The organism is Nocardia sp. NPDC004860 (assembly GCF_040609015.1).
In the GTDB taxonomy this organism is placed as follows: Bacteria; Actinomycetota; Actinomycetes; order Mycobacteriales; family Mycobacteriaceae; genus Nocardia.
The window spans coordinates 590,673-604,095 of the sequence record NZ_JBEXJI010000001.1 but is presented as its reverse complement, the minus strand read 5'-3'; the positions used below and the strand labels follow the sequence as shown (position 1 = coordinate 604,095).

At 68.5% G+C, this 13,423-nt stretch carries 10 protein-coding genes and 4 tRNA genes; 7 read left to right on the top strand and 7 right to left on the bottom strand.

The annotated features are described in order from the left end of the window. Window positions 1-111: 111 nt before the first annotated feature. The 3 genes from ABZV44_RS02525 to ABZV44_RS02515 all read right to left on the bottom strand — a co-directional run bounded on the left by ABZV44_RS02525 (window position 112) and on the right by ABZV44_RS02515 (window position 2,100). Window positions 112-1,098, bottom strand: coding sequence for an acyl-ACP desaturase (locus ABZV44_RS02525; RefSeq protein ID WP_354830944.1), 987 nt, complete (start codon window positions 1,096-1,098; stop codon window positions 112-114). 210 nt (window positions 1,099-1,308) lie between these two features. Next, entirely contained in the window at window positions 1,309-1,893 is a 585-nt protein-coding gene (locus tag ABZV44_RS02520) for a DUF937 domain-containing protein (protein WP_354830942.1), read from the bottom strand. A gap of 134 nt (window positions 1,894-2,027) precedes the next feature. After that, window positions 2,028-2,100: transfer RNA gene (locus tag ABZV44_RS02515), tRNA-Lys, on the bottom strand. 1,119 nt (window positions 2,101-3,219) lie between these two features. Between ABZV44_RS02515 and ABZV44_RS02510 the strand changes: the two genes are divergently transcribed. The 6 genes from ABZV44_RS02510 to ABZV44_RS02485 all read left to right on the top strand — a co-directional run bounded on the left by ABZV44_RS02510 (window position 3,220) and on the right by ABZV44_RS02485 (window position 5,391). Then, window positions 3,220-3,885, top strand: coding sequence for a TetR/AcrR family transcriptional regulator (locus tag ABZV44_RS02510; protein WP_354830940.1), 666 nt, complete (start codon window positions 3,220-3,222; stop codon window positions 3,883-3,885). Window positions 3,886-3,977: 92 nt separating this feature from the next. Further along, window positions 3,978-4,050 (top strand) — tRNA-Glu (locus tag ABZV44_RS02505). Window positions 4,051-4,085: 35 nt separating this feature from the next. Next, window positions 4,086-4,159: transfer RNA gene (locus ABZV44_RS02500), tRNA-Asp, on the top strand. A gap of 57 nt (window positions 4,160-4,216) precedes the next feature. Further along, window positions 4,217-4,290: transfer RNA gene (locus tag ABZV44_RS02495), tRNA-Phe, on the top strand. A 105-nt stretch (window positions 4,291-4,395) separates the two neighbouring features. Continuing rightward, complete coding sequence (locus tag ABZV44_RS02490; protein ID WP_354830937.1) at window positions 4,396-4,566, top strand: hypothetical protein; 171 nt, start codon at window positions 4,396-4,398, stop codon at window positions 4,564-4,566. A gap of 123 nt (window positions 4,567-4,689) precedes the next feature. Next, the gene (locus ABZV44_RS02485) at window positions 4,690-5,391 is read left to right on the top strand and encodes a polyprenol monophosphomannose synthase (protein WP_354831630.1); all 702 of its coding nucleotides are present in this window, start codon (window positions 4,690-4,692) and stop codon (window positions 5,389-5,391) included. On the opposite strand, the gene ABZV44_RS02480 is transcribed toward ABZV44_RS02485, so the two are convergent. Next, the gene (locus ABZV44_RS02480) at window positions 5,392-6,921 is read right to left on the bottom strand and encodes an HAD-IB family hydrolase (RefSeq protein WP_354830934.1); all 1,530 of its coding nucleotides are present in this window, start codon (window positions 6,919-6,921) and stop codon (window positions 5,392-5,394) included. Then, window positions 6,918-9,287, bottom strand: a complete 2,370-nt coding sequence (locus tag ABZV44_RS02475) for a glycerol-3-phosphate 1-O-acyltransferase (protein WP_354830932.1) — start codon at window positions 9,285-9,287, stop codon at window positions 6,918-6,920. The genes ABZV44_RS02480 and ABZV44_RS02475 overlap by 4 nt, the downstream gene beginning before the upstream one ends. 208 nt (window positions 9,288-9,495) lie before the next feature. Here ABZV44_RS02475 and ABZV44_RS02470 point away from each other — a divergent pair, with 208 nt between their 5' ends. Further along, window positions 9,496-10,830 (top strand): salicylate synthase, encoded by a 1,335-nt coding sequence (locus ABZV44_RS02470; RefSeq protein WP_354830929.1) that lies wholly within the window; start codon window positions 9,496-9,498, stop codon window positions 10,828-10,830. A 3-nt stretch (window positions 10,831-10,833) separates the two neighbouring features. Here ABZV44_RS02470 and ABZV44_RS02465 read toward each other — a convergent pair whose 3' ends face one another. Continuing rightward, the gene (locus tag ABZV44_RS02465) at window positions 10,834-11,703 is read right to left on the bottom strand and encodes an oxidoreductase (RefSeq protein ID WP_354830926.1); all 870 of its coding nucleotides are present in this window, start codon (window positions 11,701-11,703) and stop codon (window positions 10,834-10,836) included. A gap of 23 nt (window positions 11,704-11,726) precedes the next feature. Next, window positions 11,727-13,364 carry an AMP-binding protein gene (locus tag ABZV44_RS02460; protein ID WP_354830924.1) on the bottom strand — a complete coding sequence of 546 codons (1,638 nt, stop codon included), beginning with the start codon at window positions 13,362-13,364 and terminating at the stop codon, window positions 11,727-11,729. Window positions 13,365-13,423 lie beyond the last annotated feature (59 nt).

The following is a 13,423-nucleotide window of genomic DNA, read 5'->3' as shown; positions in this document are numbered from 1 at the left end:
GGATCGGCTGCGGAATCCCGGTGAGCTTGCTGTGAGTCGCGCGCAGGGCGCGAAACGGCCCCTCCGGATCGAAATCCGGAGGGGCCGTGGCTTATTCGCAGCCCGCAGTCGCTAGCTGCCGGTGGCGGCCAGCTCCTTCTCGCGCTTGGCGGCCTCACGCGCCAGCATGCGATCGCGCTGCTCCTCGAACTTCACGACGTCCTTGCCCAGCTTCTCGAGGAAGGTGCCCAGGCGCTCCCGGATCTCCTCGCCGCGCGCGGTGAAGTCGTCGCGCTCGAAGATCCGCCACTTCTTGAGCACCGGGTTCACCACCTCTTCGAGGTGCTGGCGCAGGTCGTAGATGCCGTGCTTGGCCATCAGCACGCCGTTGCGGCGGAAGTTGGGCATACCGGCGCCGGGCATCTGGAAGTTCTCCAGGATGAGGGTGATGGCCTCGAGGGTCTGGTCGGGCGACAGGTCGAGGGCAGCACCGCACATGTTGCGGTAGAAGATCATGTGCAGGTTCTCGTCGGCGGCGATGCGCTGCAGCATGCGGTCGGCGATCGGGTCGTCGCAGACGCGGCCGGTGTTGCGGTGCGAGACGCGGGTGGCCAGCTCCTGGAAGGTCACGTACGCGACCGAGTAGAGGAATCCGGCATTGTTCGACAGCTGCTCGAGTTCCTCGGTGGGCGAGGCGAACCCGTTGGTCATGTGGATCATGCGGGCCTGCTCGAGGGCGACCGGGTCGACGCCGCGGGTCACGACCAGGTAGTCACGCATGACGATGCCGTGCCGGTTCTCCTCGGCGGTCCAGCGGCCGACCCAGGTGCCCCAGGCCCCGTCCTGCGAGAAGTTCTCGGCGATCTCACGGTGGTACGAGGGCAGATTGTCCTCGGTGAGCAGGTTGGTGATCATGGCCGCCTTGGCGACCTCGCTCAGTTTCGACTGTTCCGGATCCCAGTCGACACCACCCATGGCGGCGAAGTTTCGACCTTCGTCCCACGGCACGTAGTCGTGCGGGTGCCATTCCTTGGCCAGGGAGAGGTGGCGATTGACGTTCTCCTCGGCAACCGGCTCCAACTCCGTCAGCAGCTCGAGTTGAGTCAGATCCTTTGCCATACGTGTGCCCTTCGTGTCGTGCGTCGTGCTGTCGTACCCTCGCCGGCCTGCCGCCGCGCCCATACCTTACGTGACCGTAGGGTGATGTGAAACTCACATGTGCGCCATTGCGGCGTAGGTGAGAGATGTCATATGACAAGCGGCCCACAGCGACGGGTGTATCGCCATGGGCTGTGGTTCGTTAGCCCCGCATCCGGTCGAGATGCCCGATTACTTCTTACCCAGTAGCCCGCCCAGCACGTTGCCGAGCACACTGCCCGCGTTCTGGCCGACCGCCTTGCCGAGTATGTCGCCCAGACCGCCGCCACTGTTTCCACCGGTGGCGCCGCTGAGCAGACTGCCGAGCAGATCGCCGATCCCGCCACCGGACCGGCCGGCCGCGCCGTCGCCCCCGCCCAGGGCCTTCTTGCCGAGGTAGGCCAGCACGATCGGCGCGAGCATGGGGAGCAGCTTGCTCATCAGGTCCTGGCTGATGTTGTTGCCGCCGACATTACCGAGAGCGCTGAGCACCGTGTTCTTCTCGGCGCCGAAGGTCTGATCGACGATCTGGCTGCCGTTGGCGATGTCCACCTGACTCATGTCGACACCGCCGTCGAGCAGGCTGTGCGGCTGGCCGGCGACCTCGTGCTCCAGATTCAGTCCGACCTCGGGGTTGCCGGCCTGTGTCTGGAACCCGCCGAGTAGTACGGGGACGGCCGCATCGATCGCCGTCTTCGCGGTCGCCTCGTCGACGCCGAGCCGCTCGGCGATCTGGGCGACCGGGACATTGGAGAGCAGGTCATCGAAGGAAGTCATGAACTCCGCCTGTGCTGATGGTTCCCGGGAAAGGCTCTGCTCCGGCCACGGTAGGTGAAGTCGGGGCGGATTGCTACAGATTCGCGGATATGGCGAGGGGCCCGGAGGTATCGTTCCGGGCCCCTCCCATGGAGTGCCCCCACCAGGGCTCGAACCTGGGACCTGCGGATTAAAAGTCCGTAGCTCTACCAACTGAGCTATAGGGGCGTGCGGGACGTCAGTTTAATGGGCCGACCCCATAAGTGTTAAACGAGTATCCGATTGCGCTCTGGCAGACGATATTTGCGCAGGTCACGATGCGCCGTCGGGGGCCGGTGCGGTGCGGTGCGGGCGCGCGGCGGGGAACCGCGGGGACCGGTGGCGTCCGGGTGGGGAATGACGCGGTGTGCCGTTGGGGTGACGGGCTGTGCCGATCGGCGGGGCTCGGGGAGCCGAGGCGGTCGGTTGGGGGGACGATGTGGCCCTGTGAGGGTGCGGACCGGTCGGTGCGGCACCGCGAGAAGGTGGACCCGGGGGTGGGCCGGGGTCGGCGCGGAGTGTGGGCGGGGTGGGGTGGCGGTGTGGTTTCGCCGTGTCCATGGCCCGATGGGTTCCGGACGGCCCGGTAAGCGGGCGCTGATTGCCGGTGCCGAGGGGTCCGGCAATCGCCTTGCCACTCAGTTTGTTTCGTTGCGCTGGAGTGTGAATATCATCCAATGGTGATGTATGGCAAGCTATTTGGAGCGGGGGGTGGAAACCGGTCGGAGTCGGCGCGGGTGTGGGGGCGGCGGCTCGGCGGCGATGCGGTGTCGGTGTGGACAGCGCGCGCGGCGGCGATCGGCCGGCCGAACATCGGTGGGATATGGGCGAATTCGTCGATTCGAACCAATCATCCTTACGATTGCTGGGGAATTGCGGCATTCGATAGGGGGTGTGCTGGCTAACTGACTTTCCGGTACACCTCACGCTGGGTGCGCTTTCCGGGTACGGTGACCGACTGGTGAATTCCCGAGGGACCGGGATTGCCCCGGCGGCACGGGATTCGGCTTATCGTTGATGTGCCCGAACGTGTCGCGACCGGTCTGGCCGATCGCGGCTCCAATACGATGAAGCTGCGGGGAGGCGGACCAGGACGACGTGAACGCCCGGGTGCGCACCCGCGGTGGTGCACCCAGGCGGGAAAAACCTATACCTGTTGGTGTGTTTCAAGTTTCTCGCGCTTTTTCGTACCAAAAGTTTGGTAATTCCGGGCGAAGCCCGTTTTGAAGTATTTGAAAGACACGTAACTTTGCGTCGAGGCCGCGCGGCGGTCGGCGACGGTTAGCTAGCTTCGGAGGCGTTTCGAGCATGGCACGGCAGCAAGAGCGGGCCCGCCGGACACGCGCGGCGATCATCAGGTCCGCCGCCGTTGAGTTCGGGAAGAGCGGCTATGCCGCTGCTTCGCTCAACCGCATATTGGAAGGTTCCCGGGCGACCAAGGGGGCCATGTACTTTCACTTCGACTCCAAGGAGGACCTGGCTCGTGCGGTGCTCGAGGCGGCGGTCGACCGCTATCGGGCATCGACCGAAAGGTGGCTCGCCAGAACCGATCTCGGCCCGCTGGATGTGCTGCACGGCATGATCGACGAGATCGCGCTGCGGCTGGAGAACGACATCATCATCCAGGCGGAGTTCCGGCTCATCATCGAGCCGGAGTTCTACCGCGACATCCAGGCCGGCGGCGGCCGCATTCTCGGGCGCGCCATCCGGCAGCTCGCGGTGAAAGCGACCGAGCACAAACAACTGCGCCCGGATTCGGATCCGGACCGGTTCACCCGCACCTTGGCGGCGGCGCTGGCGGGCCAGCGCTATATCTCCGATGTGCTGGCGGGCCCGGTGGATCTGCGGGCCCGGTTCGCCGAGGCGCTCGAGGTGATCGTGGAAGCCACCGCGACGCCGGAGTGGACCGAGGAGTTCCGCCGCACCGGCTGGCGGGTGTCCGCCCGGCTCGAAGATCTCAACTTGGGACTCTGACCAGCTGATTTGGGAATCATGCGGAGCCTGTCATAAGCTATCTCCGCTCCCAACGGAAGCCGTTGAGCAAACGGTCCGGAGAGATCCGGCGGGCCCCCTTCGTCTAGCGGCCTAGGACGCCGCCCTTTCAAGGCGGTAGCGCGGGTTCGAATCCCGTAGGGGGTACAACGATGGCAACATCGTTGTCGGAGCAAGAGCAAGGCCCTGTGGCGCAGTTGGTTAGCGCGCCGCCCTGTCACGGCGGAGGTCGCGGGTTCGAGTCCCGTCAGGGTCGCAAGACTCCTTGCATGGCAAGAAGTGGTACAGCGTGGCATTCGAATCGGGTGCCTACGGCCAGGTAGCTCAGTTGGTACGAGCGTCCGCCTGAAAAGCGGAAGGTCGCCGGTTCGATCCCGGCCTTGGCCACCGGATCTGGAAGACCCCGTCCCTCGGACGGGGTCTTTCCGCGTTCCCGGGTTGTCCGCGTGTTTTTCGACCTGCGGGTCTGATCTTGGTGGAATGCTGGACCTCATGGCTGAGGACAACCAGTGGTATTACTGCATCTCCCATCAGAAGGCGGAGCAGGGGAAGACCTGCTGGGTCGGCGATCGGATCGGGCCCTATCCGGATAAGGCGACAGCGGAGCGGGCGTTGGATATTGTGCGGGAACGAAATCGGCGCGCGGACCAAGAGGACGACTGACGCCGGAGTGACGGGGGTGACGCGCTGTTCGGTGCGCTCACGAGGCACTCAGGTTGACCAGGTACGGTTTCGTAGCCAGAAAACGACCGAGCGGGAGGGTAAACCTTGAAGGTCACCGTGGTGGTGCCGACCTACAACGAGCGGGAGAACCTGCCGGTGGCGGTGGAGCGGCTGACCGCGCTACCGGTGGCCGACCTGCATGTGCTGGTGGTGGACGACAATTCGCCCGACGGTACGGGTGAGGTGGCCGACAAGCTGGCCGCCGACCTGCCGAACGTGGTGGGCGTGCTGCACCGCACCGAGAAGGACGGTCTGGGCCGGGCATACATCGCCGGCATCACCCGGGCGCTCGACGAGGGCGCCGACGTGGTCATTCAGATGGACGCCGACCTGTCGCACCCGGCCGAGGTCATCCCGGCCATGCTGGACAAGCTGGAGTCCACCGATGCCGGCGTGGTGCTCGGATCCCGTTATGTTCCCGGTGGTTCCACCGCGGCGGAGTGGAAGTGGTATCGCAAGGCGCTGTCGGCCTGGGCCAATTTCTACGTGAATATGATTCTGCGCCTGGGCGTGAAGGACGCGACCGCCGGTTTCAAGGCGTGGAAGGCGGACACGCTGCGCGCCATCGACGTGGCCTCGATCAAGTCCAACGGCTATTCGTTCCAGGTCGAGATGAACTACCGGACGGTCAAGAAGGGCATTTCGATCGCCGAGGTGCCGATCCGTTTCGAGGAGCGCACCAAGGGCGCGTCCAAGATGAGCCTGAAGGTGCAGCTGGAGTCCGCGGCCATGCCGTGGAAGCTGCTGTTCGGTCGCGCTGTCTGACTAACTGCCGGGGCGGCTTTCGGGCCAGTGGAGCAGCGTGTCCACGAACAGCTGCCGGACCTGCTCCACCTCGGCGTCCATATCGGCCGGATCCCAGCCGCTGACATCGATCGGCGGTAGGACGGCCACGTCCACGACGCCTTTGCGCACCACGGCCGAATTGCGCCACGCTATTTCGCCGGCATTCCGGATCACCACCGGAATCACCGGCACGCCCGCCTGCCGGGCAATGTGGAACGCGCCCTTCTTGAACGGCCCGATGCGCGGGGTCAGGGATCGGGTGCCCTCGGGCGCGATCACGACCGACAGTCCGCCGCGCAGGGTGTCGACGACGGGTTGCAGCGCGGCCTTGGCGGCCGCGGTGTCGGCGCGGTCGATGAAGGTCACCTCGACGAAGCGCATCAGGGGACCGAAGATCGGGTTCTTGGTGATCTCCCGCTTGGCGATGCCGGTGAATCCGGTGCCCAGTACCTCGGCCAGCACCACGATGTCGAACTGGCTCTGGTGGTTGAAGATGAACACGGCCGGGCGCGGGGCGCGGGCGTTCCCGGCGCCCACCACGCGGACCTTCACTCCGGTGCCGCGCAGGGTGGTGTCCGCGGCGTAGGTCATCATCGAATCCGCCATCTGGCGGCGCTGTTTCGTGTGCGCCTTGGCGGCCACGCCGAACAGGGCCCCGCCCAGCAGACCGGTGAATCCGGCCAGGGTGCGGGCGTAGTCGGTGGCCCCGGGCGCCTGCCGGGGCCGGAAATGCAGCACCGGCCAATCCTTTTCGGCCGCCTCCAGCACGACGCGCGGATCCGGGTTCACCGCCACCGGGTGCCCGGCGGTCTGCAGCAGCGGCAGGTCGGCGGCGCTGTCGGCGTAGGCCCAGCTGTGGGTGAGGTCGATGTCGTGGGTGATGGCGAAGCGGCGCACGGCGTCGGCTTTGCCGTTGCGCCACAGCGGCTTTCCCTCCACGTGCCCGGTGAGCACGCCGTCCTGGACGGCCATGGCGGTGCACAGCACGTGCGGGACGCCGAGTTCCTCGGCCACCGGCCGCACCTGGTAGCAGGTGACCGAGCTGATCAGCACCAGCGTGTGCCCGGCCGCCTCGTGTTCGCGCACCAGCCGCCAGGCCTCCGGGTAGATGTGCCCGTACACGCTGCGCGCGAACGCCTGTCGCCCGAGGCGGGCCAGCTCGTCCTCGGCTGTCCCGGCCCAGCTGTACATCACCGATTGCAGGAAGCGCTCGTACTCGCCCTCGCTGCGCGCCCCGCGAATACTGCCGAGCAGGGTGGCGGTGAGCGCGCCCTGGGTGCTGCTGCGCCGCAGCAGTCGCCGGGGCAGCGGCGGCGGGTTGAACCCGTGGACGACGGTGCCGCCGAAGTCGAAAATCGCTGCGACGCGCGGACCTTGCGGTCCGGTGCGCACGGCTTCGAGGGCCGCGCCGAGATCCTGTGCGCCGACCGGGCGCTGGGTGACGCCGACGCCGGGCCGGAGCGGCAGTGCGGGCCGGCCCGCGCCGATTCCCCGGACCCGGTGTGTCATAGCGCTTCCAGGCGGTTGGACGGGTCGAGGGTGGCGGCCCGGGAGATGCGCTGGCCGATGGCGCGCAGTTCGGCGGCGAAGCTGCTGCGGCGGGCGGCCAGATCGGCGGGATCGTCGGAGGGGGTGAGCAGGCCGTGGTTGTCGGCGAGTTTGATCGCGCTGCCGAACAATTCGGAGGACACCGATTCGGGGCTGTGCAGCCGCTGCTGCAGCAGCATCTGCTTGCCGACCTGCAGGCATTCGTCGATGAGGGCCTTCTTGTCGACCTCGGCGACCGGGTCGCGGGCGGCCAGCCGTTCGGCCACCACCAGTTGCGCGTCGAAGAAGGAGCGCAGCACCCGGTGCGCCATCATGAACCCGGATTCGGCCAGCCGGGCCAGGATGTCGGAGCCGACGGTGCCCGCGGCGGTGCGCTGATGCCAGTCGTGGTCCACCAGCAGCATTTCGGCGGTGAGCTGGCTGGTGAATTCGGCCCGCTCCGGGAAGAAGAATTCGAACTTGAGCAGGTCGCGCAGCCGGAAGGCGGCCTCCCAGCCGACCCGGAGCTGATCGCCATCGGGCGCCTCGACGGCGGTGAGGATGGACAGTTCGAGGATGGCGCGGTTGACGAACCAGTGCACGGCGCTGTTGCGATAGAACGCGGCCTCCAGGTGTGCCCCGGCATTGATGGCGTACACCGGTTCCAGCCCGCCGCGGTAGACGGTGACCACGGTGGCGACGGTCAGCTGTTCGAGCACCACGGCCAGCCCGTGATCGTCGCGCAGCGCGTCGAGTTCGCCGCTGGGCAGGTTCCGGCGCTGGATGTAGCCGAGCACGGGCGCGATGGCGGCGCGCAGTTCGCCGCGGGTGAGGGCGCGCTCGTGTACGCCCAGCAGTACCAGGGTGGTGAGGGCGTTGACGGTGATCGGGGTGACGTCGTTGATGCCGACGGCGACCTCGAAGGCCAGCCGCTGCACGGCCAGGTGCTCGAGTTCGAGGGTCCGCTCGGAAGGCGGATTCGGGTGGACCGTCAGCGGATCGCCGTTCACGGCCAGCCGGTCGCGGGCCGAGAGCGGGGTCCCGAAGCGCACGTACACGCGCCCGGCCGAGTGCTGCTGGTTGCGCACGTAGCGGGCCAGCCAGGTCAGGCCCTCGGGTTGTTTACGGCCGCCGGTCTGTTCGAGGGCGATGGCCCCGATCTCGTTGAGCCGTTCGTAGGTGATGGATACCGGCACCAGCATGACGTCGTCGATGCGTTTCGAACGCAGCGCGGCCGCGAGGTAATTCAGCAGTCCGTAGCGGGGCGGCCGGAGTTTGCCGGTGCGGGTGCGCCCGCCCTCGAAGTACCACTCCAGATTGAAGCGTTTGGTGAGCAGGTAGGCGATGTACTCCTCGACGACCGCCTTGTACACCTCGTCGTCGCCGAAACTGCGGCGGATGAACACGGTTCCGGTGCGTCGCGCGATGGGCCCGATCGGCCAGAACTTGAGGTTGGCTCCGCCGACCACGTGGTTGGGCGGAAAGTCGTTGCGCGCCAGGATGTCCCCGAGCACGAAGGCGTCCACGTAGGACCGGTGCGAGGGCAGGAAGACCAGCGGGTAGCGCCGGTTGAGCGAGCGCAGCCGGTCCAGCCCGGACTCGTCGGCGTCGACCTTCCAGGTGGAGGCGTGCACGGGCCGCATGGCCTGGGTGAACAGGTCCGACACCAGCCGGCTCTGTGCCGCGACGAGTTCGCGCAGGCCCTTCTCGGCCCGCCGGTACACCTCGCGCGGGGGCACACCGGTCTCCTCGGCGATGGCGTCGAGCCGCCGCAGGAATTCGGGCGAGTCCAGGATTTCCTCGACCACCAGCCGCGGCACCTTGTACCGGTCGCCGATGACAGCGCGTTCGGCGCGTTCCAGGGCGACGATGCCGGCCCGCACGATGGCCCGCCCGAAAGCGTCGGGCGCACCGGCGGATCCGGGATTGTTGGCGCGCAGCTCGCTGAGCCGGGCGGGCTGCCCGGTCAGCACCAGGTGCCGGTCGGGGGCCTTGCTGAGCAGCCGCCGCTGCATGAGCCGGTTGGGTTTGCGCGGGTTGGTCAGGGTGAGCAGATCGCTGAAGGTGGTGCGGCGCACGCCGTCTCGCTCGGGCGGCAGCCACAGCACCCGGACCGGCACCACCAGCGGATCGTCGCTGCGCCCGACCAGCCGGGCGGTGACGGCCGCGGGGTCGAGGTCGAGCTGGGTGACGGGGGCGGCGGTGCCGAACTCCTGGGTGATGCCGCCCTCGGCCAGCCAGTGTCCGACGAGGGCGCGCTCCACCGGGGAGGCGGCGTCGACCAGGGCGACCACGGACTGCGGAGCGGTGAGCGCGGCTTCGGGGAGCCGGCTGTCATGATCGAGCATTCTGGTTACCTCCGCATGAGCCGCTGCGATCCATTGAAGCCCAAACGCGCGGCGTCGGTCGGTAGGTCGGGCAATTCCCCGGTCGGAGCGTGGGTTTCGGGGCGGCGCGGGGTGCCGTGACGCAGGTCGCGATCGACCCTTCCCCACTCTGGGAAAGGCAATGCTAACCTCACTCATCAAGTTAGGTAAGCATAACCTTGGAGGTCTGGTGTCGGTCGCTGACGAACGGGTACGGCTCGAGGGGGAGCAGCGGTGGGGCGAACACGTCACCGATCCGGTCGCGGCGGTCACCGCGCTGGCGGCGGCGGATCGCTTCGGCGAATACGTGGTGTACGAGCGGCCCGGCGAATGGGTGTTCGCGGCCGACCCGCTGGGCGGCGTCGAGCTGGACGCGAACGAACTGCGGGTGAGCTGGGACGGGCGCACCACCGCCGGGCCGTGGACGGGGAATCCGGCGCAGGCTGTCGACGGCGCGCTGGCCGCACTGCCGCTGGACGGCCGGAATGCGTTCGGGTGGATCGGATTCGAGTTCTGCGCCTGGTCGCTGGGCGCGACCGCGCACGTGCACCCGCGAGCGACGCTGGCGCACCTGATGATTCCGCGCATCGAGGTGCGCATCGACAGCGCGGGGGTACGGGTGTCGGGCGCGACGCCGTCCGAGACCGGCGACATCCACGCGCTGATCGCGGCCGCGCAGGACACGCCGCTGCCGGTCGCGCACCCCATCGACGTCACCGTGGATCCCACGGGCTACCGGGACCGGGTGGCCACCGGCGTCGCCGAGATCCGGGACGGCAAGTACCAGAAGGTGATTCTGTCGCGGAAGGTGGAACTGCCCTTCGCGGTGAACATTCCGGACACCTACCGGCTGGGCCGCGTGCACAACACCCCGGCGCGCTCGTTCCTGCTGCGGCTGGGCGGGCTGGAGGCCGCGGGCTTCAGCCCGGAACTGGTCGCGGCCGTGGACGGGGACCGGGTGGTCACCACCGAGCCGCTGGCCGGGACCCGGGCCTTCGGGCGCGGCGACGCGGTCGATCTGGCCGCCCGCGCCGACCTGGTGCGGGATCCGAAGGAGATTGTCGAGCACGCCATTTCGGTGCAGACCTCGTTCGCCGAGATCGCGGCCGTGGCGGAGCCGGACACCACCGCGGTCTCGGACTTCATGGCCGTGCGTGAGCGCGGCAGCGTGCAGCACCTGGCCTCCACGGTGCGCGGGCGGCTGGCGGCCGGCCGCAGCCCGTGGGACGCGCTGGAGATGCTGTTCCCGTCGGTCACCGCCTCCGGGATTCCCAAGGCCGCGGGCGTCGATGCGGTGTTCCGCCTCGACCACGATCCACGTGGCCTGTATTCCGGTGCGGTGGTGACGGTTTCGCCCGACGGCGCGCTGGAGGCGACGCTGGTGCTGCGCGCGGTCTATCAGACCGGTGCGGGCGCGTGGCTGCGTGCGGGCGCGGGCGTGGTCGGGCAGTCCCGGCCGGAACGCGAATTCGAGGAGACCTGCGAGAAACTCGGCAGCGTCGCGCCGTACGTGGTGCGCGCCTGAGCGTCAGACGCCGAACTCGACCCCGGTCAACCGCTCGGACAGCTCCCAGAGCTCCCGGGCGGTCTTCTCGTCGTGGGAGGCGGCATTGGAGCCGACCTTGGCGGGGTGACCGCGCCAGTTGAACCGGTCCGGCCCGTAGTAGCCACCCGGTTCGACCGCGGCGGTGGCGGCGTACAGCGTTGGGAGAGCGCCCATCTCGGCGCTCTGCGCCACCAGCCGATTGCCGAGCCCGACGATCTGCTCCAGCAGGTTCTGGGTCTCCGAGCTGATCTCGGTGGCGGCATAGCCCGGGTGCGCGGCCACGGACAGCGTGGGCGAGCCGGTGAGCGTCAGCCGCCGCTGCAGCTCGTAGGTGAACAGCAGCAGCGCCAGCTTGGACTGCGCGTACGCGCCGAAGCGGGAGTAGGCGCGCCGCTCCCAGTTCAGGTCCTCCAGATCGATACGGCCGATGAAGTGGGTGATGCTGGAGGTGTTCACCACCCGCTCCGAAATCCGGTCCAGCAGTAGGCCGGTCAGCGCGAAGTGGCCCAGATAGTTGGTGCCGATCTGCAATTCGAAGCCGTCGGTGGTGCGCTGTTTCGGCACCGCCATCACCCCGGCGTTGTTGATGAGGACATCGGCGCGCTCGACGCTCGCGGCGAAGGCGCGCACCGAGGCCAGGTCGGCCAGGTCGAGCTGGCGGATCTGCACGGTCCCGGGCATGGTCCGGGCCACGGCCTGCGCCTTGATCTCATTGCGGCAGGCCATGATCACCTGGGCGCCGGCGGCGGCCAGGGCCCGCGTGGTGGCCTCGCCCAGGCCGCTGGTCGCGCCGGTGACGATCACGATGCGACCGGTCTGGTCAGGAATGTCCGATGTGTTCCACCCACCCATGGCTGAACCCTAGGGCGTGTGGCTCAGTAGCGCGCGGCGAGGGCCTTCTTGTCGATTTTGCCGACCGCGGTGACGGGCAGGACGTCGGCCTGCCGCAATACATCCGGGAGCTTGTAAGTGGCCAGGCCGCGCTCGGTCAGGAAGGCCTTGACGGCGGCCGACGACGGCAGGTCGCCCGCGGTCACCAGGACCACGCAGACCTTCTCGCCGAGCGCCGGATCGGGCAGGCCCACGGCGGCCGCGTGCCGGACGCCCGGATAGGCGAGCAGGTGTTCCTCGAGCTCGTCACAGGAGATGTTCTCGCCGCCGCGATTGATGACGTCCTTGATGCGGCCCGACACGATCAGGTGGCCGCTGGGCAGGCGGCGCACCAGATCGCCGCTGCGGTAGTAGCCATCCGGGGTGAAGGCGCGCGAATTGTGTTCGGGGGCACGGTAGTAGCCGCGCAGGGTGTAGGGGCCGCGGGTGAGCAGCTCGCCCTCCTGGCCGTCTTCGACGTCGTTGCCCTGCTCGTCCACCACGCGGACCTCGTCGGCGGGGGAGAGGGGACGGCCCTGGGTGGTGCAGACCAGTTCGTCGGAGTCCTCGGCGCGGGTGTAGTTGAGCAGGCCCTCCGCCATGCCGAACACCTGTTGCAGCCGCACGCCCAGGGCGGGGACGACATCGCGGGCGTTCACCTCGGCCAGCTTCGCGCCGCCGACCTGGAGCAGGCGCAGCGAGGACAGGTCGGCGTCCTCCCACTCCACTGCCGCGCACCAGAGCTGGGCCAGCGGCGGTACCACCGCCGTGACGGTGACGCGGTGGCGTTCGATGGCGGCGAAGGCGCTCTCCGGGCTGGGGTCGGTCACGAAGGCCATGGCGCCGCCGGTGGCCACCGTGCCGAGCACGCCGGGGCAGGCCAGCGGGAAGTTGTGGGCGATCGGGAGGGCCGCGAGATAGACGTCGTCCGGGCCGAGCTCGCAGACCTCGGCGCTGGCCTTCGCGTTGTAGGCGTAGTCGTCGTGGGTGCGGGCGATGAGCTTGGGCAGGCCGGTGGTGCCGCCGGAGACCAGCATGAGCGCGATATCGGAGGCGTCGACCTCGGGCAGCGAATCGCCGTCGGCGGGAATGGAATTCAGGTCGGTGAACGAGCCCGGGTCGCCGAGCACCAGCACGTGCCGCAGGGCCGGGACGTGCGCGCTCACCTCGGCGGCGAGGGTGCGGTAGTCGAAGTCGGCGAGCCGGTCCGCCGTCACGTAGGCGACCGCGCCGGAGAGCCTTGTCAGATGCTCGATCTCGGCGCGCCGGTGGGCGGGCAGGGTGAGCACGGGGATGATCCCGGCGCGCAGCAGGCCGAACAGCACCGGAACGAACTCGGGGACATTGGGCAGCTGCAGCACGACCCGGTCGCCCGGCCGGATGCCCAGGGTGAGGAAGCCGTGCGCCATCCGGTCGGCCGCCAGGTCGAGCGCCGCGTAGGAGGTCTCGGTGTCGCCCAGCAGCGCCGGTCGGCCGGGCCACTGCCGGGCCGCGTCGCGCAGGAGTTCGCCCAGCGGCCGGCCCGCCCAATATCCGGCCCGCCGGTACCGCTCGGCCAGGTCGTCGGGGAACGGGACGAAGCCGTCGCGGTGGTCCGTGGCGGGTTTTGCGGTCGATGTCTCCGCGGATGCGGTCGATGTCACAGCTCTGACCTCTGACTAGTAAGGGTGGCCTTGCATAGGTTAGGCAACCCTATCTCAAT

Excerpts from the sequence above, each read along its gene's own strand:
- ABZV44_RS02525 (WP_354830944.1), bottom strand. The coding sequence starts at position 1,098 with ATGGCAAAGGATCTGACTCAACTCGAGCTGCTGACGGAGTTGGAGCCG.
- ABZV44_RS02520 (WP_354830942.1), bottom strand. The coding sequence starts at position 1,893 with ATGACTTCCTTCGATGACCTGCTCTCCAATGTCCCGGTCGCCCAGATC.
- ABZV44_RS02510 (WP_354830940.1), top strand. The coding sequence starts at position 3,220 with ATGGCACGGCAGCAAGAGCGGGCCCGCCGGACACGCGCGGCGATCATC.
- ABZV44_RS02490 (WP_354830937.1), top strand. The coding sequence starts at position 4,396 with ATGGCTGAGGACAACCAGTGGTATTACTGCATCTCCCATCAGAAGGCG.
- ABZV44_RS02480 (WP_354830934.1), bottom strand. The coding sequence starts at position 6,921 with ATGACACACCGGGTCCGGGGAATCGGCGCGGGCCGGCCCGCACTGCCG.
- ABZV44_RS02475 (WP_354830932.1), bottom strand. The coding sequence starts at position 9,287 with ATGCTCGATCATGACAGCCGGCTCCCCGAAGCCGCGCTCACCGCTCCG.
- ABZV44_RS02465 (WP_354830926.1), bottom strand. The coding sequence starts at position 11,703 with ATGGGTGGGTGGAACACATCGGACATTCCTGACCAGACCGGTCGCATC.